The organism is Streptomyces sp. NPDC012888, from assembly GCF_042900645.1.
Lineage (GTDB): Bacteria > Actinomycetota > Actinomycetes > Streptomycetales > Streptomycetaceae > Streptomyces.
This window is the reverse complement of sequence record NZ_JBIBBM010000003.1, coordinates 39,804-59,672: the sequence shown is the minus strand read 5'-3', so window position 1 is coordinate 59,672 and position 19,869 is coordinate 39,804. Positions and strand designations below refer to the sequence as shown.

18 protein-coding genes and 1 other RNA gene are annotated in these 19,869 nt (G+C 73.6%); 6 read left to right on the top strand and 13 right to left on the bottom strand.

Annotated features, from left to right (window positions below):
* Window positions 1–332 precede the first annotated feature (332 nt).
* The 6 genes from ACFY61_RS05120 to ACFY61_RS05095 form a co-directional block, all read right to left on the bottom strand.
* Complete coding sequence (locus tag ACFY61_RS05120) at window positions 333–2,630, bottom strand: HelD family protein (protein ID WP_389467138.1); 2,298 nt, start codon at window positions 2,628–2,630, stop codon at window positions 333–335.
* A gap of 84 nt (window positions 2,631–2,714) precedes the next feature.
* On the bottom strand, window positions 2,715–3,275 hold the full coding sequence (locus ACFY61_RS05115; RefSeq protein ID WP_389468137.1) for a CGNR zinc finger domain-containing protein: 561 nt from the start codon (window positions 3,273–3,275) through the stop codon (window positions 2,715–2,717).
* Between the two features lie 50 nt (window positions 3,276–3,325).
* Window positions 3,326–3,853: a GNAT family N-acetyltransferase gene (locus ACFY61_RS05110; RefSeq protein ID WP_389468134.1), complete on the bottom strand. Its 528-nt coding sequence runs from the start codon at window positions 3,851–3,853 to the stop codon at window positions 3,326–3,328.
* A 173-nt stretch (window positions 3,854–4,026) separates the two neighbouring features.
* Window positions 4,027–5,175: a uroporphyrinogen-III synthase gene (locus tag ACFY61_RS05105; protein WP_389467135.1), complete on the bottom strand. Its 1,149-nt coding sequence runs from the start codon at window positions 5,173–5,175 to the stop codon at window positions 4,027–4,029.
* A 118-nt stretch (window positions 5,176–5,293) separates the two neighbouring features.
* Window positions 5,294–6,664: a nitrate/nitrite transporter gene (locus tag ACFY61_RS05100; RefSeq protein WP_389467132.1), complete on the bottom strand. Its 1,371-nt coding sequence runs from the start codon at window positions 6,662–6,664 to the stop codon at window positions 5,294–5,296.
* A gap of 96 nt (window positions 6,665–6,760) precedes the next feature.
* On the bottom strand, window positions 6,761–7,732 hold the full coding sequence (locus ACFY61_RS05095) for a LysR family transcriptional regulator (protein WP_389468131.1): 972 nt from the start codon (window positions 7,730–7,732) through the stop codon (window positions 6,761–6,763).
* A gap of 168 nt (window positions 7,733–7,900) precedes the next feature.
* Here ACFY61_RS05095 and ACFY61_RS05090 point away from each other — a divergent pair, with 168 nt between their 5' ends.
* The 4 genes from ACFY61_RS05090 (at window position 7,901) to ACFY61_RS05075 (ending at window position 11,493) form a co-directional block, all read left to right on the top strand.
* On the top strand, window positions 7,901–9,190 hold the full coding sequence (locus ACFY61_RS05090) for an MFS transporter (RefSeq protein WP_389468129.1): 1,290 nt from the start codon (window positions 7,901–7,903) through the stop codon (window positions 9,188–9,190).
* Window positions 9,191–9,304: 114 nt separating this feature from the next.
* On the top strand, window positions 9,305–10,723 hold the full coding sequence (locus tag ACFY61_RS05085; RefSeq protein ID WP_389467129.1) for an SH3 domain-containing protein: 1,419 nt from the start codon (window positions 9,305–9,307) through the stop codon (window positions 10,721–10,723).
* Window positions 10,724–10,837: 114 nt separating this feature from the next.
* On the top strand, window positions 10,838–11,068 hold the full coding sequence (locus tag ACFY61_RS05080; protein ID WP_389467127.1) for an antitoxin: 231 nt from the start codon (window positions 10,838–10,840) through the stop codon (window positions 11,066–11,068).
* A gap of 5 nt (window positions 11,069–11,073) precedes the next feature.
* Window positions 11,074–11,493 (top strand): type II toxin-antitoxin system VapC family toxin, encoded by a 420-nt coding sequence (locus tag ACFY61_RS05075; RefSeq protein WP_389468126.1) that lies wholly within the window; start codon window positions 11,074–11,076, stop codon window positions 11,491–11,493.
* A gap of 48 nt (window positions 11,494–11,541) precedes the next feature.
* On the opposite strand, the gene ssrA is transcribed toward ACFY61_RS05075, so the two are convergent.
* The 5 genes from ssrA to ftsE all read right to left on the bottom strand — a co-directional run bounded on the left by ssrA (window position 11,542) and on the right by ftsE (window position 15,534).
* Window positions 11,542–11,911: a transfer-messenger RNA gene (gene ssrA / locus ACFY61_RS05070) on the bottom strand.
* A gap of 91 nt (window positions 11,912–12,002) precedes the next feature.
* Window positions 12,003–12,545: an SsrA-binding protein SmpB gene (gene smpB / locus ACFY61_RS05065; RefSeq protein WP_389467124.1), complete on the bottom strand. Its 543-nt coding sequence runs from the start codon at window positions 12,543–12,545 to the stop codon at window positions 12,003–12,005.
* A gap of 18 nt (window positions 12,546–12,563) precedes the next feature.
* Window positions 12,564–13,775 carry a S41 family peptidase gene (locus tag ACFY61_RS05060; RefSeq protein WP_389467122.1) on the bottom strand — a complete coding sequence of 404 codons (1,212 nt, stop codon included), beginning with the start codon at window positions 13,773–13,775 and terminating at the stop codon, window positions 12,564–12,566.
* Window positions 13,776–13,842: 67 nt separating this feature from the next.
* A complete protein-coding gene (gene ftsX, locus ACFY61_RS05055) occupies window positions 13,843–14,811 on the bottom strand; it encodes a permease-like cell division protein FtsX (protein ID WP_389467120.1) in 969 nt (322 codons plus the stop codon).
* A 33-nt stretch (window positions 14,812–14,844) separates the two neighbouring features.
* Window positions 14,845–15,534, bottom strand: a complete 690-nt coding sequence (gene ftsE / locus ACFY61_RS05050; RefSeq protein WP_389467119.1) for a cell division ATP-binding protein FtsE — start codon at window positions 15,532–15,534, stop codon at window positions 14,845–14,847.
* A gap of 202 nt (window positions 15,535–15,736) precedes the next feature.
* Between ftsE and ACFY61_RS05045 the strand changes: the two genes are divergently transcribed.
* Window positions 15,737–15,928, top strand: coding sequence for a hypothetical protein (locus tag ACFY61_RS05045; RefSeq protein ID WP_389467117.1), 192 nt, complete (start codon window positions 15,737–15,739; stop codon window positions 15,926–15,928).
* A 122-nt stretch (window positions 15,929–16,050) separates the two neighbouring features.
* Here the strand turns inward: ACFY61_RS05045 and prfB are convergent, their stop codons facing one another.
* On the bottom strand, window positions 16,051–17,166 hold the full coding sequence (prfB, locus tag ACFY61_RS05040; RefSeq protein WP_389467113.1) for a peptide chain release factor 2: 1,116 nt from the start codon (window positions 17,164–17,166) through the stop codon (window positions 16,051–16,053).
* 273 nt (window positions 17,167–17,439) lie between these two features.
* Between prfB and ACFY61_RS05035 the strand changes: the two genes are divergently transcribed.
* Window positions 17,440–18,468, top strand: coding sequence for an isopenicillin N synthase family dioxygenase (locus ACFY61_RS05035; protein WP_389467111.1), 1,029 nt, complete (start codon window positions 17,440–17,442; stop codon window positions 18,466–18,468).
* Between the two features lie 126 nt (window positions 18,469–18,594).
* On the opposite strand, the gene ACFY61_RS05030 is transcribed toward ACFY61_RS05035, so the two are convergent.
* A complete protein-coding gene (locus ACFY61_RS05030; protein WP_389467108.1) occupies window positions 18,595–19,854 on the bottom strand; it encodes a serine/threonine-protein kinase in 1,260 nt (419 codons plus the stop codon).
* Between the last annotated feature and the right edge of the window lie 15 nt (window positions 19,855–19,869).

Genomic DNA, 19,869 nt, shown 5'->3' with positions numbered 1-19,869 from the left:
CCTACCGGCTGGTAAAAGGTAACCAGCTACAAATTTCGGAAAGACTCTTCCACCATACGAGATAGTCGGGGGCGGTGGAAGGGTGGGCCCGCACGAAAAGGTCCGCGCCCCTCACTCGGTGAGGGGCGCGGACCTGTATGAACGCCTATGACACCGACCCGCCATGCTCGCCTCGCGGCAAGTGGTCGCTCTAGGCGACGAAGGTTGGGCCCGGGGGCTTGGATCGAGCCGGTGTCGTATCCAGGCTAACAAAGGATCGCCGGAACCGGGCCCCCCACGGCGGTCCGCCGCCCGCCCACCACGCGGCCGGGCGCCGACCGTCCGGCGTACGGTCAGTCCCGCAGCAGTTCCGGAACTCCGTCCGCGTCCGGGGCGTCGGCCGCCGCCGAGACCACCGTCAGCTGCTGGGTCGCCCGGGTGAGCGCCACGTACAGCACCCGCAGACCGGCCGGGGACTCCGCGGCGATCTCCGCCGGGGAGACCACCACCGTGGCGTCGTACTCCAGGCCCTTGGCCTCCAGGCTGCCCAGGGCGACGGCGCGCGGCCCGAGGTCGGCGAGCCACTCGGCCGCCTGCCTGCGCCGGTCCATCGCCACGACCACGCCGACGGTGCCGTCGACCTGCTCCAGCAGCCGGCGGGCCTCCTCGCGGACGGTGTCGCGCAACTCCCCGTCCACCGTCGTGAAGCGCGGGCGCAGGCCGGTGGAGCGGACCGCGGACGGCGGTTCCATGCCCGGCATGGCCAGCCGCAGCACCTTGGCGGCCAGCTCGGCGATCTCGGCCGGGTTGCGGTAGTTCACGGTCAGGGTGAAGCGGCGGCGCGGGCGGCTGCCCAGCGCCTCGTCACGTGCCGCGGCCGCCTCCTGCGGGTCCGGCCACGAGGACTGCGCCGGGTCGCCCACCACCGTCCAGGTGCCGTGACGGCCGCGTCGGCCGACCATCCGCCACTGCATGGGGGTCAGGTCCTGGGCCTCGTCCACGATGACGTGCGCGTAGTCGACCCGTTCGGCCGCCAGCCGCTCCGCGCGCTCCCGCTGCGTCTCCTCACGCTGCGGCATCAGCTCCTCCAGCCCGGTGAGCGCGTCCAGCGGGTCGAGCTCCCGCTTCCGCTTGGGCCGCGCGGGGGCGCCGAGCAGCGTCTGGAGCTCGTCCAGCAGGGCGACGTCGTGCACCGACAGCTCCTCGCGGCGCAGCGAGCGGGCCAGCCGGCGGGTCTCGCCCGGGTTCAGCACCCGCCGCGACCAGCGGCCCAGCCGCCGCTCGTCGCGCATGGCGGCGAGCACCCCGCGCGGGGTCAGCTCCGGCCACCAGGCGTTCAGGAAGTCGGTGAACACGTCCTCGGTGGAGACGTCCTCGTCGAAGGCGGAGCGCAGCTCGGCCGCGAGCTCCGGGTCCGAGTGGCGGTTCGCGCCGCCGGACTTCGCCCAGAGCGCGTCCAGCAGCAACCGGCGGGCCCGGGGGCGCAGCAGGTTGACCGGCGCGGTACCGCCGAGGACGGTCTGCCGGATCCGGTCGAGCTCCTCCGCCTCCAGCTCATGGCGCCGGCCGAAGGCCACGACCCGCAGGCGTTCCGGGGCGTCGCCCAGCTCCAGGGCCCCCCGTACGGCCTTGCGGAGCACCTTCAGCATCCGTGCCGAGCCCTTGATCCGCGCCACGGCGGGCTCGTCGTACGTGGTGGCCTCGGCGCCGTCGACCAGCGAGCCGAGCGCGCGGATGGCGACCTGGCCCTCCTCGCCGAGCGAGGGCAGCACGCCCTCGGTGTAGGCGACGAGCAGCGGGGTCGGGGAGACGATCAGGATGCCGCCCGCGTAGCGCCGCCGGTCCTGGTACAGCAGGTACGCGGCGCGGTGCAGGGCGACGGCGGTCTTGCCGGTGCCGGGGCCGCCGGAGACCTCGGCGACGGAGGCGGCGGGCGCCCGGATGACGAGGTCCTGCTCGGCCTGGATGGAGGAGACGATGTCCCGCATGGTGTGGGTGCGGGCGCGGCCGAGCGCGGCCATCAGGGCGCCGTCGCCGATGGCGGGCAGCTCCCGGCCGTCGAGGAAGGCCGTCACCTCGGGCCGCATCAGGTCGTCCTCGACGCCGAGGACGCGGCGCCCCTTGGACCGGATGACGCGGCGGCGCACGACCCGGCCGGGCTCCTTGGGGGTGGACCGGTAGAAGGGCGCGGCGGCGGGCGCGCGCCAGTCGATGACCAGCGGGGAGTAGTCGGCGTCGAGCACGCCGATGCGGCCGATGTGCAGGGTCTCGGCGATGTCCGCCGTGAGGTCCTCGCGGATCGCGTCCTCGGCCGGCTCGACGGAGGTGTAGGCGCCGTCCGGCCCGCGCTCGCCGTCCTTGCCCAGCACGAGGTCGATCCGCCCGAAGAGGAAGTCCTCGAACTCGTTGTTGAGCCGGTTGAGGTGGATGCCGGCCCGGTAGACCTGCGCGTCGCGCTCGGCGAGCGCCCCCGGGGTGCCGACCTGGCCCCGCTTGGCCGCGTCGTTCATCAGGAACTCCGCCTCGTCGATCTTCTCTTCGAGGCGGCGGTACACCTGGTCCAGGTGAGTCTGCTCCACCGCGATCTCCCGATCGCGGACGGAGTCCGCCGTGCTGTCGACTGCGTCTACAGCGGCATCCTGCGCGGCCACCAAGGCCCCCTTCTGACGTGCGTGGGCGACCGTCAACCGTACGCGAACCGACCGGCCGTCCGCACGCCCGTCCCGCGCACCCCCTTACGGGCTGCGTGCCGCCCCGGCGCGCCGGCGGTGCCGGGCGACCCGCTCGCGGTTGCCGCACAGCTCGCTGGAGCACCAGCGGCGGCGCCGCCCGCGCGAGGTGTCCAGATAGATCCGCGTGCAGCCGTCGCCCTCGCAGGCCCGGAGCAGGGCGAGGTCGGCGGGGGCGGTGAGCAGCTCCACGGCGTCCCGCGCGACCGCGGCGAGCAGCGCGGCGCGGTCCACGCGGCCGCTCAACTCCCTTACGAGCCGCCCCTCTTGTCCGCGTACGGCACACAGTCCGGGGGGTGGCCCGGCCGCCGCCGCGTTGACCCGCTCCAGGGCCGGTTCCTCGGGCCGGCTGCCGCCGAGCTCCGCGCGCACCAGGGTCCGGAGGTCGGCGCGAAGGTCCCGGAACGCGGCCGGCCAGTCGGCGCCGAGACCGCCGAGGGGGGTGCCGTACGGGACGAGCCCGGCACCGGTCAGCCACAGGCGCAGCGCGGCGCCGTCCCGGAGGCCCTCGGGGGGCCCGGCGGTGGCCACCAGGTCGAGGCAGACCCGCCCGGAGTCGAACCACATGCCCGTCACCCGCCCAGAGTGCCCCCGGCGGGGGCCGGGCGGAAGACCCCCTACACGGGCGGGGGGTCGTCGTGCAGCAGGCGCTGGAAGAGGTGGTGGTCGCGCCAGGCGCCGGCGACGTGGAGGTAGCGCGGGGCAGTGCCGTACCGCTCGAACCCCGCCTTGGCGAGGACGCGCTGGGAGGCCAGGTTGTCGACGAGCGTGCCCGCCTCCACGCGGTGCAGGCCGACCTCGTCGCGGGCGATCCGGAGGACCTCCTCCAGGCCCGCGTGGGCCAGGCCGCGGCCACGCCGGGCGTGGTCGACCCAGTAGCCGACGCCGCCGCTGCACAGCGGGCCCAGCGTGATGCTCCCCAGATTGATCGCGCCGACGACGCGGCCGGTGGCGGCCTCGACGAACAGGAACGGCCGCAGCCGGCCGTCGTCCTGCTCGGCGAGCATCCCCTCGATCCGGGCGGCCTGCCCGGCCTCGGTGTAGTAGGAGTCGGGCCGGTCCGGCTCGACGCCCCGCATGTTCTCCCGGTTCCGCACCAGCGCCTCGGCCAGCCCGGCCGCGTCCCCGGCCCGCAGCCCCCGCATCTCCACCCCGTCAAAGATCACCCCCGCACGCTACGCCGCCCCCCGCCCAGGCCGGTACCCCTGCCGCCCCTCACCCCCGCCCCCGCGGGGCGGCCACCCCGGGCCCCGCCCAGCCGACCGGCGCCGCCGACGATTGAGGCGCGGGGCACGGGGCAGCGCCCCGCCCGGCCGGGTCACGCCGTGTCGTACTTCGCCGCCGTCGACGGGTCCAGCGACAGCCGGTACCCCCGCTTGACCACCGTCTGGATCATCTTCGGCGCCCCCAGCGCCCCCCGCAGCCGCGCCATCGCCGTCTCCACCGCGTGCTCGTCCCGCCCCGCCCCCGGCAGCGCCCGCAGCAGCTCCGCCCGGGGCACCACCCAGCCCGGCCGGCGGGACAGTGCCCGCAGCAGTGACATGCCGGCCGGCGGCACCGCCCGGAGCTCGCCGTCGACCAGTACGGCGTGGCCGCGGATCTCCAGCCGCCGGCCGGCCACCGGCAGGGTCCTGGCCCGCGCCGGCAGCTCCTGGCACAGCAGCTGCACCAGGGGCCCCAGCCGGAACCGGTCCGGCTGCACCGTGGGCACGTCCCGCGCCTGCAGCGGCAGCGCGGTGACCGGCCCCACGCAGGCCGCCAGCACCCCGCCCCGCAGCGCGCCCAGCACCAGCTCCCCCATGTCCCGCTCCTCCGCCCGGGAGATCAGCGAGGCCGCGGCCGGGGCCGAGGTGAAGCTGACCGCGTCCACACCGCCCGCGGCCACCGCGTCCAGCAGCCGGTCCAGCGGTCCGAGGTCCTCGGGCGCCATCCACCGGTACACCGGTACGACGACCACGTCCGCGCCGGCCGCCCGGAGCGCCTCCACGAACCCGGGCAGCGGCTCCCCGTGGAGTTGCAGGGCGACCCGCCGCCCGGCCACCCCGGCGGCCAGCATCCGTTCCAGCACCTCCGCCAGCGACTCCGACTCCGGGGACCACTCCTCCACGAGCCCGGCGGCCCGGATCGCCCCCTTCACCTTCGGCCCGCGGGCCAGGAGTTCGGCCCCGCGGAGCCGCGCCAGGAGTTCCTCCCCGATCCCCCAGCCGTCCGCCGCCTCGATCCAGCCGCGGAACCCGATCGCGGTGGTGGCGACGACGACGTCCGGCGCGCAGCCGATGAGTTCCTTGGTCGCGGCGAGCAGTTCGCTGTCGTCGGCCAGCGGCACGATCCGCAGGGCCGGCGCGTGCAGTACCGCCGCTCCGCGCCTGCGGAGCAGCGCGATGAGTTCGTCGGCCCGCCGGGCCGCGGTGACCCCGACGGTGAATCCGGCGAGCGGCCCGGGTCCGGCGGTGTGGGCGTCGATCATCGTGACCTGCCTAGTGGCGCAAATGTGGTGGCGGCTGCGGCGAGAACGAGCCTGCCAAGGTGGCATGTCAGGCTCGGTTCACGCGTATTTCGCCCCGGTTACACGCTGGCCCGCCCGCTCACACCGTCGTGAGCTGCGGCTCGGCCCTTTCTCCGGCCGAGGGGGCCGGCCCTGGCCCGACCGGCCGGCGAAGGTATACCGCCCAGGTGACCAGGCAGCACGCGGCGTAGAAGGCGAGGAAGGCGGTGAACGCCGCCGTCCCGGAGCCGGACGTCGCGAACGCCTCCCGGAACGCCAGGTTGATGCCCAGCCCGCCGACCGCCCCGACCGCCCCGATGAGCCCCATCGCGGCCCCGGAAAGCCGCCGCCCGTACGCCGCGGCCTCCTCCCCGGCCATCCCGCGGGCCAGCGCCTTCGCCTGGAAGATGCCCGGGATCATCTTGTACGTGGAGCCGTTGCCCAGCCCGCTCAGCAAGAACAGCGCCATGAACCCGCCGAGGAACACGGGCAGCGACTCCCGCAGCGAGGCCGCGATGACCACCCCCGTGGCGGCGGCCATCGCCACGAACGTGGCCAGGGTGATCCGGGCCCCGCCGAAGCGGTCCGCGAGGGCGCCGCCGACCGGCCGGATCAGCGAGCCCAGCAGTGGTCCGGTGAAGGTGAGCGAGGCGGCCTGGAGCGGGGTCCGCCCGAACTGCGTCTGCAGCACCAGCCCGAAGGCGAAGCCGTACCCGATGAAGGAACCGAAGGTCCCGGTGTAGAGGAAGGCCATGATCCAGGTGTGGCGGTCGCGCAGTGCCTCGCGGACCGCGCCGGTGTCGTTGCGCACCGGCGCCAGGTTGTCCATACGCAGCCAGGCCAGCGCGGCCGCCACCACGATCAGCGGGACGTACGCGGCGAGCAGCAACCGCGGGTGGCCGGCCCCGGCCGTGCCGATGACCAGCAGGCCGGCCAGCTGGATGACGGGCACGCCGATGTTGCCGCCGCCCGCGTTGAGGCCGAGCGCCCAGCCCTTCCGGCGGAGCGGGAAGAAGGCGTTGATGTTGGTCATGGAGGAGGCGAAGTTGCCGCCGCCGACGCCGGTGAGCGCGGCCACCAGCAGGAAGGTGCCGTACGAGGTGCCCGGTTCCATCACCACCAGCGCGGCGACGGTCGGGGCGAGCAGCATCAGCGCGCTGCAGACGGTCCAGTTGCGGCCGCCGAAGCGGGCGACGGCGAAGGTGTACGGCACCCGCACCAGGGCCCCGACGAAGGTGGCGGTGGCGATCAGGAAGAACTTCCCGGCCGGGTCGACCCCGTACTCCGGGCCCATGAAGAGGACCATCACGGACCACAGGGACCAGACGGAGAACCCGATGTGCTCGGAGAACACCGAGTAGACCAGGTTCCGCCGGGCGGTCCGCTCCCCGGTCTCCTTCCAGAACACCTCGTCCTCGGGGTCCCACCGCTCGATCCAGCGTCCCCCGGTGCGGGCCGGCTTTCCGGTCATCACGCCTCCACAGCTGTCGCGTCCGTAGAGCCAGACCGTAGGGTCGGCGCGTTTCGCGCCCGGTCCCCGGACGGTGACCGCCGGGAAACCTTGCTCTCACCCCCGGCCGGTGCCGGATGTGAGCGGTTCCGGCCGCCAGCTGCCGGCCGGTACGTCGAGCCAGCCGTGCGCGGCGGCGAGCTCCGCGGCGGCGGTGCGCAGCGCGTCGATGCCGGGGTGGTGGACGCCCCTGCGCCACACCATGGACAGCGGGGACAGCGGGACCGGGTCTACCAGGGGCCGGTTGACGCTGCCCGGCATGCGGACGAAGTCGACGGTCGCCAGGACCGGGTTGCGGGTCTTGGCCATGACCCTGCGGAACTCCTCCTTGCCGACGGCCACCGGCGCGGGCGGGGCGATCTTGATGTCCCGGCCTTCGAACAGGGCCTCGGCGAGGTCGGTCCACTCCAGGGTGCGCGGGTTGCCGGCGCCCGCGTAGACGGACTCCCCGGTCAGTGCGGCCAGCGGTACGGTCTCCAGCCCGGCCAGCGGGTGGTCGTCGGGCAGCAGCACGGCCAGCGGCTCGTACCGTACGGGGTGCCGGTCGAGCCGGGCCCGCACTCCGGCGGGCAGGCCGCCGGCCCGGCCGAAGGACACGTCGAGCCGGCCCGCGAGGATCTCGGCGGCCGCGTGGGTCAGACCGCTCTCGAAGCGGGCCATCAGCTCGACGCCGGGGGCGAGTTCGCGGGCGCGTTCCAGGACGGTGCGGGCGGTGCTGGGCCCGTCGGTGTTCAGGTCGACCAGCAGCGGCCGCGCGTGGCCGGCCGGGCCGGCGAAGGCGGCGGCGAGCTCCTCGTGGGCGCGCAGCACCCGTCGGGCGTGGGGGACCAGCCGTTGTCCGTCGGGGGTCAGTTCGACGTGGCGGGTGCTCCGCACGAACAGCTCGGCGCCCAGTTCCCGCTCCAGCCGGCGCACGTCGCGGCTCAGCGCCTGCTGGGCGACGTACAGGCGGGCGGCGGCGCGGGTGAAGTGCAGCTCTTCGGCGACGGCGAGGAAGCCGCGCAGCAGCCGGGGTTCGAGATCGGGGATCGGCACCGCAGGAGATTAACAACACGGGCGCGTGAACGGAGCCCGGACAGGTGTTGGACCGCCCGGCCCGGGCCCGGCGAAGGTGGGGGCATGACCGTTTCGGCCCCCACCCGCTCCCCCGCCCCGTCCACCCGTCCGCCCGTACGCCCCGCCGCGGGGCGGCCGTTGATGACGGCCACCGGCCAGACGCTGGTGCTGGTCGCCCCCGGGCCGGGCCCGGGAGGCGGGCCGCGGCGCGCGCCCCGGACGCCCCGTGGCCGCGGCCCGGTCGCCCCCTACCGGGAGCTGTTCCGGCTGCCCGGGACCCGCGGGTTCACCGCCGGCAACCTGATCGCGCGGCTGCCGATGGGCATGTTCGGGGTCAGCGCGGTGATGATGATCGCCGGTGAGCGCGGCTCGTACGCCCTGGCCGGGGCCGTCACCGCCACCGGTCTCGCGGCCACCGCGCTGGTCGCGCCGTGGACCGCCCGGCTCGTCGACCGCCACGGTCAGGCCCGGGTCGCCCTTCCGGCCACCGTGCTCGCCGTACTGGGCAGCCTGGCCCTCGTGCTCTGCGTCCGTACCGGGGCGCCCGACTGGACCTTGTTCGCCTGCTACGCGGCCACCGCGACCACCCCCAACATCGGCGGCATGTCCCGGGCGCGCTGGACGCACCTGCTGCGCGGCGACAGCCGGGCCCACCACACCGCGATGTCCTTCGAACAGGCCGCCGACGAGGCCTGTTTCATGCTGGGGCCGGTGGTGGCGGCCGCCCTGTGCAGCGGGCTGTTCCCGGAGGCGGGGACGCTGGCCGGGGCGGTCCTGCTGCTCGCCGGCATGCTGCTGTTCCTCTCCCGGCGGGCCACCGAACCGCCGGTCGCTGCCGCGGCCGCCGGCACGCGCTCGCGCTCTCCGCTGCGGACCCCGGGCATGCGGCCGCTGCTCGTGCTGTTCCTCGCCCTCGGCACGGTGTTCGGTTCGATGGAGATCGCCTCCATCGCCCATCTCGACGAGCGCGGACTGGGCGCCGCCGCCGGGCCGGTGCTCGCCCTGCAGGCAGCCGGTTCCTGCGCGGCCGGCCTGCTGTACGGCACGCTGCGCCCGCGCGGGCTGGGCACCTGTCTGGTCGCGCTGGCCTGCGCGATGTGCCTGCCGGCGGTCGCGGCGGCGGCGGGTCCGCTGCCGGTGCTGGCCGCGGCCCTGCTGGTGGCGGGCATGGCGACGGCGCCGACCATGGTCACCGCCATGTCGCGGGTCCACCGGCTCACGCCGCCGGAGCGGCTGAACGAGGGCATGACCCTGGCCGTGACGGCGATCCTGGCCGGGATCGCGGGCGGGGCGGCGGCGGGCGGCTGGGCGGTGGAGCACCTCGGCCCGGTGACGGCGTACGCGGTGCCCGCCGCGGCGGCCCTGATCGCCCTGGTGACCGGCTCGGCCCAACGCGGCTCCGGCGTCCGGGTGACCCGGGTCGCGCGTTGACGGAGGCGGTGTCATCATCCGCTCTCTACTGGGGGGACCTTCACCCACCGGCCCGGTCGCGCCCCCTCGGGGCCCGGTCCCGGGCCCGTGCCGTTCCCTTGCGGAGGAACCCCCTTGCCTGCTTCCCGCTGCCTTCCCGCGGCCATGGTCGTCGCGGCCGTCACCGCGACCTGTCTGGTGCCGGCCGCCCCGGCCCTGGCCGACTCGTCGAGCATCCGCTTCGCGCAGCCGTACCTGCCCTCGATCGCTCCCGGCCGGACCGGACGGATCGTGATCGTGGCGTCCAACGGCGCCGACGCGGCGACGAGTTCCGCGTTCCGGATCACCGCGCCGGAGCGCACCACGTTCCCGGAGGCCCGCTTCTACTGGAACGACCAGCGGGCCGCAGTACCGTGCACCCGGTCCGCGGACGCGCGCCGGCTGACCTGCCAGGCGGGCAGCCGGGCCGGGTTCCTGTTCCCGGCGAACACGCGGACGCGGCTGGGCGTGGTGCTGAAGGTGGACGCGAACGCGCCCGAGGGCACCACCCTGGACGGCGGCGAGTGGGCGACGGGCACCGACGAGCCGGTGCTGTTCGGGGTGGCCACGCCGGTCACCGGCCCGCGCGGGGAGAAGGGCGACCGCGGCGACGACGGCCGCCCCGGCCACGACGGCCGTCCCGGTCACGACGGGAAGCCGGGCCGCCCGGGTCACGACGGCGAGCCGGGCCGCCCCGGCCCCAAGGGCGAGAAGGGCGACAAGGGGGACAAGGGAGACCGGGGCGAGCGCGGCCCGCAGGGCGAGCCCGGCGACCGCGGCCCGCGCGGCGACGAGGGCCCCCGCGGCCACGAGGGCCCGACCGGCCCCCGGGGCCCCGCCGGACCTCAGGGCCCCGCCGGACCTCAGGGCCCGACCGGACCTCAGGGCCCTGCCGGCCCCGCCGGAGGCCCCGCCGGGCCGCAGGGTCCCGCCGGCCCCCAGGGACCGCAGGGCCCGGCCGGCCCCCAGGGCCCCAGGGGCGAGCAGGGCCCCAAGGGCGAGAAGGGACACCCGGGCCGCAAGGGCGAGAAGGGCGAGAGGGGCGACCAGGGCAAGCCGGGACGCCCGGGCCCCAAGGGCGACCAGGGCAAGCGCGGCCCCGTCGGCCCCCAGGGCCCCCAGGGCCCGCAAGGCCCCGCCGGCCCCGGAGGCGGACCCCAGGGCCCGGCCGGCCCGCAGGGACCCCAGGGCCCGGCCGGCCCCCGCGGCCCCAAGGGCGACGACGGCAAGCCGGGCGACTGCAAGTGCGGCAAGCACGACGACGGCAAGGGCGGGCACAGGGTCAGGAACAAGGCCCGTGTCGTCTCGTCCGCCCACAAGCTGACGGTCCGCTCCGGCCCCGGCACGACCTACCGCCTGACCGGCACCGTCAAGAACGGCTCGGTCGTCCCGGTCCAGTGCAAGGTCAAGGGGCAGACCGTCGACGGCAACGCGATCTGGTACAAGCTCGCCGACGGCCGCGGCTGGATCCCCGCCCGCCACGCCCTCAACCTGAACAAGATCCCCTACTGCTGACCCTGTCGTCGGACATGACGAAGGCCCCGCGACCGACCGGTCGCGGGGCCTTCGCGGGCCGCGACCCCCTGGCGAGTGACTGCAAGATGACTGCACTGACGATAAAATGCAGTCATGACTGCATTCACGATCCGGGAAGTCCCCGACGACATCGCCCGCCGGATAAAGGTCCGCGCCGCTGAGGCCGGACAGTCCCTCCAGAGTTACCTGCTCGCCCTCGTCACCCGAGACGCGACCCAGCCCACGCTCGGCGAGATGGCCGACCGTGCCGAGCGCTACGCCACCGAGGACATCGACATCCAGGACGTTCTCGACGCCATCGACGCAGGACGAGCGGCCCGTTGATCGTCGTGGACGCCTCCGCCCTCGTCCTGTTCCTCACGGACAGGGGCTCCCGTGGCGCCGCAGCCCGCCGGCGCATCGGCGAGGAAGACGCTCTCGCCGCTCCCTACCTCCTGGACACGGAGGTCGCATCCGCACTGCTGGGCTTGGCCCGCGGCGCCAGAATCGACCCCCTGAGCCTCGACGACCACTTCAGGACCTACGAGGGGCTGCGCGTACAGCGGCACGAGACAAGCTCGCTACTCCCCCGGATCCGGAAGCTGTACGCCAACCTGTCCGCCTACGACGCCACGTACGTCGCCCTCGCCGAGGCACTGGGCGTCCCCCTGCTGACGGCGGACGCTCGCATCAAGCGGGGCGTCCGGAACCCGCGTTGCGAGATCGAGGTCATCACCGCCAACGGCGACCAGCCCCCGCACCCGGGATGACGAAGGCCCCGCGACCGACCGGTCGCGGGGCCTTCGCCCACATGGGATGAGTGGAGATGGCGGGAATCGAACCCGCGTCCAACGGTGCAGAACCAGGGCTTCTCCGTGTGCAGTCCGCTGCGCTTTTCTCGGCCCCGGAGATCACGCGGACAAGTCTCCGACGGGCCCAGTCACTGTTTGGTTTCCCTCCAACCCCCGTGACCGGGGCTAGAGGTTTAGTTCCCTAGCTGATGCCAGGATCCGGGTCGGGAACAGCCCCGGGCTGACACTTCGCGAGTCGCTACTTAGGCAGCGAGGGCGAAGGAATCGCGCTTGGTGTTGGCGATTATTGGTTTCGGCGCGTGGTTTACGAGATCATTGCCGCTTCCTCGACACGCTTCCCCTGCTTCGACATCCGCTGTCGAAACCGATCATCCCCATGTTGATTTATCAAGGTGTGCACCCGCTGTGGGGTGCGGGGCCCATCGTACGTGACCAACACGTACGGTCGCCAGCCTATTCCGCGTGGGTCAGCCGAGCTGGGCCGCGCGCTGCCGGCGGCGGGCCGCCGCGATGGCCCGGCTCGCCTCGCGCGTGTCCTGCTTCTCGCGCAGCGTCTGGCGCTTGTCGAACTCCTTCTTGCCCTTGGCCAGCGCGATCTCGCACTTCACCCGGCCGGACAGGAAGTACAGCGAGAGGGGCACGATCGTGTGACCCGTCTCGGAGGACTTCTGCTCCAGCTTGTCGATCTCCTCGCGGTGCAGCAGCAGCTTCCGCTTCCGCTTCGCGTGGTGGTTGGTCCAGCTGCCCTGGAGGTACTCGGGGACGTGGATGTTGTGCAGCCACGCCTCGCCGCCGTCGATCTGCACGAAGCCGTCCACCAGCGAGGCCCGGCCCATCCGCAGCGACTTCACCTCGGTGCCCATCAGGACCACGCCGCACTCGTACGTGTCGAGGATGTGGTAGTCGTGCCGCGCCTTCTTGTTCTGCGCGATGAGCTTGCGCTCCGGCCCCTTGTCCGGGGTCTTCTTCTTGGCAGGCTTGCCCTGCACGTTCACGAGTCCCTTTGCCATAGTGCGGTCATTTTCGCACTACGAGCCCCCTCTGAGGCCACTCAATACCGTCCGGGCCCGCTCCTCGGCCCGGGCCCCGCCCGCCGCCAGGTCCGGGGTGATCCCGCACGCGTCCAGGCTGCGGCCGCCCGGGGTGCGGTACGTGCCCACCGTGAGCTCGGCCACCGAGCCGTCCGGCAGCTCGGTCGGCATCTGGACGGAACCCTTGCCGAAGGTGCGGCTGCCCACCGTGACGGCCCTGCCGCGGTCCTGGAGGGCGCCGGTGACCAGCTCCGCCGCGCTCATCGTGCCCCCGTCGACGAGGGCGACCAGGGGGCGGGCGGTGTCCCCGCCGGGCTCGGCGTACAGGGCGCGCTGGGAGCCCCGTACGTCGTAGGTGGCGACCAGGCCGCCGTCCAGGAAGGCGGACGCGGCCTGCACGGCCTCGGTGACCAGGCCTCCGGGGTTTCCGCGCAGGTCCAGCAGCACACCGGCGCCCGGCGGCGCGGCCCGTACCGCCTCGCGGACCAGGGCGCCCGAGCCCCGGGTGAAGGCGGCGACCTTGATCAGGGTGATGCCGCCGGGCAGCGGGCGGACGGTCACCGGGTCCGCGCGGAGTTCCTCGCGGAGCAGGGTCCGGGTGGACTCGCGGCCGTCGCGGGTGAAGCCGATCACCACCGGGGTGCCGGCGGATCCGCGGAGCAGGGCGACCACCTCGGCGGCCGGCATGCCGGTGACCCGGTGGCCGTCGACGGTGAGGAGCCGGTCCCCGGCCCGCAGGCCGGCCCGGGCGGCGGGGCCGCCGGGCTGCACCCGGTCGATCTCGACGCGGCCGTCGTCGCGGCGGCCGGCCCACAGACCGACGCCGGTCCAGCGACCGTCCAGGTCCTCGGCGAAGGCGGCGTACTCGGTGCGGTCGTAGACCACGCCCCAGCGGTCACCGCTGCGGCTGACCACCTCCTGGGCGGCCTTCTTGCCGGACTTGCCGTCGGCCGCGGCCTCGGCGGCGGCCCGGGCCACCGCCTCGCGGTCGGCGGTACCGGGGCGCGGGGCCGGTACGGCGGGGGCGGCGGGGGCGGCTGACGCCGCGTACGCGCCGCCCGCCTGGGCGAAGTCGGTCGTACGGTCCTGGCGGGCGCCTAAGCAGCCGGTGCTGGCCGCCGTGCCGAGGGCACCGAGCAGAGCCAGCGTGAGAACGGCCCCGCGACGCAGGTCACGGGGCCGGGGACAGAAGGCTGGGGGACCCGGCATGGCGCCGAGTCTAGGACAAGCCCCGTGACGGCACGCCCGGTTGGCCGTCCCCCTCACGGGGCGCTCGTCACACCTTCAGGTACTTGCGCAACGCGATGAACGCGGCCAACGAGGGCATCAGCACCCCGATGACCAGCACCAGCGGCAGCTTGGTGAGCACCGAGTCCCAGCCGATGAAGTTGATCAGCTCCATCTTGTCGCGCAGGGCGGCACCGTGGTCGATCACGAAGTACTGGCCGGCCCCGAGCATGCCGCAGGCCAGTACGGCGCCGATCAGACCGGCGAAGGCGGCCTCCATGATGAACGGCACCTGGATGTAGAAGCTGGAGGCGCCCACCAGGCGCATGATCCCGGTCTCCCGCCGACGGCTGAACGCCGAGACCCGCACCGTGTTGACGATCAGCAGCAGCGCCACGACCAGCATGATCAGCATGATGCCGAGGGCGGCGTAGTTGAGGTAGTTCAGCATCCGGAACAGGTTGTCCAGGTAGGAACGCTGGTCCTGCACCGAGTGCACGCCCGCCCGGCCGGCGAAGGCACTGGTGATGACCTTGTACTGCTCGGGGTCCTTGAGCTTGACCCGGAACGACTCCTGCATCTGGTCCGGGGTGATGGTCGAGGCCAGCGCGGTGTGCCCGTACTGCTCCTTGTAGTGCTTGTACGCCTCGTCCGCCGACTCGTACCGCACCGACTCGACGATCTGGAGCTTCTTCAGCTCGCCCTCGATCTGCTGTTTCTGCTCCCCGGTCACCGCGCCCCTGGAGCAGACCCCCGCGCCGGTTCCGGCCGCCCCGGAGGCCTCGGAGCCCGCCGCGGCCCTGCCGCTGTCCTCGGCGTCGTTCTTGTTGCAGAGGTAGATGGTGACGTTGACCTTGTCGTACCAGTAGCCCTTCATCTTGCTCACCTGGTCGCGCATGAGCAGGGAGCCACCGAAAAGGGCCAGCGAGAGGGCGACGGAAATGATGACGGCGAAGGTCATCGTCAGGTTGCGGCGGAGACCGACGCCGATCTCCGACATGACGAACTGGGCGCGCATGGCGTCTCTACGGCCTTCCGGGGTTCTGGTCTTTCAGTGCTGGTAGCCGTAGACGCCGCGCGACTGGTCGCGGACGAGACGGCCCTGTTCGAGCTCGATGACGCGCTTGCGCATCTGGTCGACGATCTGCTGGTCGTGCGTCGCCATGATGACGGTGGTGCCCGTGCGGTTGATGCGGTCCAGCAGCTTCATGATCCCGACGGAGGTCTGGGGGTCCAGGTTTCCGGTGGGCTCGTCCGCGATCAGCAGGGCCGGCCGGTTGACGAAGGCCCGGGCGATGGCCACGCGCTGCTGCTCGCCGCCGGACAGCTCGCCGGGCATGCGGTTCTCCTTGCCGCCCAGGCCGACCAGCTCCAGGACCTGCGGGACGGCCTTGCGGATCTCGCCGCGCGGCTTGCCGATGACCTCCTGCGCGAAGGCCACGTTCTCGGCGACGGTCTTGTTGGGGAGCAGCCGGAAGTCCTGGAACACGGTGCCCAGCTGGCGCCGCATGTGCGGGACCTTCCAGTTGGAGAGCCTGGCCAGGTCCTTGCCGAGGACGTGGACCTGGCCGTGGCTGGCCCGCTCCTCGCGGAGGATCAGTCTGAGGAAGGTGGACTTCCCGGACCCGGAGGAACCGACCAGGAAGACGAACTCACCCTTGGTGATCTCCAGGGACACGTCCCTGAGTGCGGGGCGATTCTGCTTCGGATAGGACTTGGAGACGCTGTCGAATCGGATCACGGTGCACCACGGTCGCCGGGAGTAGGTGTGCGAGACCATACGCGAACCGGCGCGGGGCCGGGACCCGGCGTCACGAGTTGCCCGATATATCCCCGGGATGTCCTGACGGGCCGCGCCCGATCCCTCGGGAGCTGGCACAGTGGTAGGGGGAACGCTTGGGTTCCCCCCACCGTTGTACGAGGGGACGAGAGGAGGAGAGCGCATGACGTATGACCGGCTCGTGTGCGCGAACTGCGCGGCGCCCGTCAGTCAAGGCCGCTGCCCGGTGTGCCGGGCGAACCGGGAGCGCCTCCAGCAGGAGGGCCCCTTCGCCGGCCTGAACCCCATGGCGCTCGTCGCGCTCATGGTGGTGCTGGTGGCGGCTCTGGCCCTGGTGGCGCACCAGGCGGCGTAGCAGCCGCCCGGGTGGCTCTCCGCCGCGTCCCGATCATGCATACCGGAAGGGCCCGGACGTCCTAGGACGTCCGGGCCCTTCTCGGATCACTCGTGGGATCACTCGTGGGATCCCCACCACGCTCACGCGTCGGCGGTCTCCTGCTGCTTGCGCCAGCGGATGCCGGCCTCCAGGAAGCCGTCGATCTCGCCGTCCAGCACGGACTGCGGGTTGCCGACCTCGAACTCGGTCCGCAGGTCCTTGACCATCTGGTACGGGTGCAGCACGTAGGAGCGCATCTGGTTGCCCCAGGAGTTGCCGCCGTCACCCTTGAGGGCGTCCATCTTGGCCTGCTCCTCCTGGCGGCGCCGCTCCAGCAGCTTGGCCTGGAGGACGTTCATGGCGCTGGCCTTGTTCTGGATCTGCGAGCGCTCGTTCTGGCAGGACACCACGATGCCGGTCGGGATGTGCGTGATGCGCACCGCCGAGTCGGTGGTGTTGACGCCCTGGCCACCGGGGCCGGAGGCCCGGTAGACGTCGATGCGCAGCTCGGTCTCGTCGATCTCGACGTGGTCGGACTGCTCGACGACGGGCAGCACCTCGACGCCGGCGAAGGAGGTCTGGCGGCGGCCCTGGTTGTCGAAGGGCGAGATGCGCACCAGGCGGTGGGTGCCCTGCTCGACGGAGAGGGTGCCGTAGGCGTACGGCGCCTTGACCACGAAGGTGGTGGACTTGATGCCGGCCTCCTCCGCGTACGAGGTCTCGTAGACCTCGGTGGAGTAGCCGTGGCGCTCGGCCCAGCGCAGGTACATGCGCTGGAGGCGCTCGGCGAAGTCGGAGGCGTCGACGCCGCCGGCCTCGGCCCGGATGTTGACCAGGGCCTCCCGCTCGTCGTACTCGCCGGAGAGGAGGGTACGGACCTCCATCTCGTCCAGCGCCTTGCGGACGGAGACCAGCTCGGTCTCGGCCTCGGCGCGGGTCTCCGCGTCGTCCATCTCCTCGGCCAGCTCGAACATGACCGCGAGGTCGTCGATGCGGCTGCGCAGCGCCTCGGTCTTGCGGACCTCGGCCTGGAGGTGGGAAAGACGGCTCGTGATCTTCTGGGCAGCCTCGGGGTCGTCCCACAGGGACGGGGCCGCGGCCTGCTCCTCGAGCACGGCGATGTCTGCCCTCAGCTTGTCGAGGTCCAGGACGGCCTCGATCGACCCCATGGTCGAGGAGAGGGACTTCAGCTCTTCGGATACGTCGACGACTGCCACGGGTCCAGCGTAGCCGGTCCTCAGACGGGGCCGGTCGGCGTACCCTCAGGGCTATGCCCCTTCTCCTCGTGAAGCGACGCCATGTGGATCTCATGCGTGTCACCACCACGAGCTGTCCGCCGCCGGGCCAGAACCAGCATTGAGCCTGATTCGTCTTGGTCCTGTGAGCGGCTCCCGCGGCCCGGCGCCCACCCCGCGCGCGCGGCCCCACCCACCCGCTCCTCCCACCACCCCTGGGAGTCAGGACCCCGTGACATCCGAAACGGAGCTGTCATGCCGTCCGCGCACACGTCCCTCACTTCCCGTTCCTCCTCTTCCTCCCTGCCCGTGCTCGACCTCTCGCTGGCGGACGATCCCGCCCGGCGGGACGCCTTCCGCGAGGAGCTGCACGCGGCCGCCCGGGACACCGGGTTCCTGCACCTGACCGGGCATGGCGTCACCGACGCCGAGATGGCCCGCATCCTCGAGCTGACCAGGGCCTTCTTCGCGCTCCCGGAGGCCGACCGGCTGTCCGTGAGCAATCTGGACTCGCCGCACTTCCGCGGCTACACCCGCATAGGGCACGAGCTGACCGGCGGCGCCTCGGACTGGCGCGACCAGCTGGACGTGGGCGCGGAACGACCGGCCCCCGTGGTGGGCCCGGACGACCCGCCGTACCTGTGGCTGGAAGGGCCGAACCAGTGGCCGGCGGCGCTGCCGGAGCTGCGGGACGTGGTCCTGGGCTGGCAGGAACGGCTGGCGGCGGTGGCGCACCGGCTGCTGCGGGAGCTGCTGGCGTCCATCGGGGCGCCGGAAGGTTTCTTCGACGAGGCCTTCGCGGACCGGCCGCACCTGCACACGAAGCTGGTCCGCTATCCGGGGTCGGCGCCGTCGGGTGCGGACCAGGGCGTGGGCGCGCACAAGGACTACGGCTTCCTGACGCTGCTGCTCCAGGACGCGGTGGGCGGGCTCCAGGTGGTCAAGGACGGCGGGTTCCTGGACGTGCCGCCGATGCCGGGGGCGTTCGTGGTGAACCTGGGCGAGCTGCTGGAGATCGCGACGGAGGGCTACCTGAAGGCGACCGACCACCGGGTGGTGAGCCCGCCGGGGTCGGTGGAGCGGTACTCGGTGCCGTTCTTCTACAACCCGCGGCTGGACACGGTGGTGGAGACGGTGCCGGGGGACTACCTGAAGAAGGCGCCGGGACTGTCGGCTGACGAGGCGAATCCGCTGTACCGGGAGTTCGGGCGGAACGAGCTGAAGGGCTACGTCCGCGCCCACCCGGCGGTGGCCCGCCGCTGGCACCCGGACCTCCTCGCCTAGCCCCCGCCGGGTGCTCCGCCCGGGCCCGCGCATCAAGCCCGACCGGCGCCTGAGCGGGCCCGACCGGGGCACCGCCCGGGCGCGTGGAGCGGCGCCCCGCAGCGCCGGTCCTGAGCGCCGAGCAGGCTAAGGGCCGGGCAGGGGGGCCGTCGGGGTCGAGGTGGGGTTGGGGCGCGGGGGCGGGGCGTCGTCGGTGGTGGCGAGCCAGCCGCCCAGGCCCACCGCCGCGGCCAGCGCGGCGGCCGCGCCGCCGAGGACCAGGCGCCGCCGGCGCACCGTGTCGGCGCGGTGCCGCGCCGAGCCGGGCCGGTGGCCGCCGGCCGGGCGCGGCACCCGGGCGGTGCCCAGCGCGCCGCCCGCCAGCTCGTCCGGCCCCGGCACGCGCATGGAGGTGTGGGTGTCCCGGTTGGAGTCCGTCGCGGAGCCCGGCACCAGCGGCACCACACCCCGCCGCCGCACCGGTTCGGCCGCCGCCGGCTCCTCCGCCGCGACCGGCTCGGCCGTCTCCAGGTCGTCCGGCTCGTCCACGTCCAGCGGCGGCATCCCGGCCAGCAGCGGCTGGAGCTCGCGCAGCCGCGCGGAGAGCTCGGAGGCCCGCAGCCGCGAGGCCGGCCCCTTGGCCAGGCACTGGACGATCAGCTGCCACAGCTCGTCCGGGATGCCGGGCAGGGGTACGACCGTCTCCGTGACGTGGCGGCGCAGCACCGCGCCGGGGTGCCCGCCACCGAACGGCGTGAAGCCGGCCAGCAGCTCGTACAGGACCGTGGCCAGCGCGTATATGTCCACCGCGGCGCGCGGCGGCAGGCCTTCGACGATCTCGGGGGCGAGGTAGTCGGGCGTGCCGATGATGCGGGTGCGGTTGGCGGTGGCCGGCGCCCCGCCCCGCCCCGGCGCGTCGATCAGCTTGGCGACGCCGAAGTCGGTGAGGAGGGCCGGGTGGGCGCCGCCGGGCCCGAGCGGGCCCTGCATGTCGAGCAGGACGTTCTCGGGCTTGACGTCGCGGTGCACGACCCCGGCCGCGTGCGCCGCGGCCAGCGCGTCCGCGACGTCGGCGACGATCGCCACGGCCGCCTCGGGGGCCAGCCTGCGTTCGCGGTCGAGCCGGGTCCGCAGGTCGGTGCCGCGGACCAGGTCCATGACGAGGGCGAGGTCGTTGCCGTCCACGACCAGGTCGCGGACGGAGACCACGTGCGGATGTTCCAGGCCGAGCAGCGCGCTGCGCTCCTGGACGAAACGTCCCACCAGTTCCTGGTCGGACGCGAGGTCCTCGCGGAGGAGCTTGACGGCGACGGGTCCGTCCGGGCCCTCCCCGAGCCACACCGTGCCGGCACTGCCGCGTCCCAGGATCTGGTGGGCGGTGTACCGGCTGCCGATCTTCCGTGCCACGACTGCTCCCTCAGC

Coding starts and splice junctions, on each gene's coding strand:
- ACFY61_RS05115 (WP_389468137.1), bottom strand. CDS start 3,275: ATGTGGTTCGACTCCGGGCGGGTCTGCCTCGACCTGGTGGCCACCGCC.
- ACFY61_RS05110 (WP_389468134.1), bottom strand. CDS start 3,853: ATGCGGGGGCTGCGGGCCGGGGACGCGGCCGGGCTGGCCGAGGCGCTG.
- ACFY61_RS05105 (WP_389467135.1), bottom strand. CDS start 5,175: ATGATCGACGCCCACACCGCCGGACCCGGGCCGCTCGCCGGATTCACC.
- ACFY61_RS05100 (WP_389467132.1), bottom strand. CDS start 6,664: ATGACCGGAAAGCCGGCCCGCACCGGGGGACGCTGGATCGAGCGGTGG.
- ACFY61_RS05090 (WP_389468129.1), top strand. CDS start 7,901: ATGACGGCCACCGGCCAGACGCTGGTGCTGGTCGCCCCCGGGCCGGGC.
- ACFY61_RS05080 (WP_389467127.1), top strand. CDS start 10,838: ATGACTGCATTCACGATCCGGGAAGTCCCCGACGACATCGCCCGCCGG.
- smpB (WP_389467124.1), bottom strand. CDS start 12,545: ATGGCAAAGGGACTCGTGAACGTGCAGGGCAAGCCTGCCAAGAAGAAG.
- ACFY61_RS05060 (WP_389467122.1), bottom strand. CDS start 13,775: ATGCCGGGTCCCCCAGCCTTCTGTCCCCGGCCCCGTGACCTGCGTCGC.
- ftsX (WP_389467120.1), bottom strand. CDS start 14,811: ATGCGCGCCCAGTTCGTCATGTCGGAGATCGGCGTCGGTCTCCGCCGC.
- ACFY61_RS05045 (WP_389467117.1), top strand. CDS start 15,737: ATGACGTATGACCGGCTCGTGTGCGCGAACTGCGCGGCGCCCGTCAGT.
- ACFY61_RS05035 (WP_389467111.1), top strand. CDS start 17,440: ATGCCGTCCGCGCACACGTCCCTCACTTCCCGTTCCTCCTCTTCCTCC.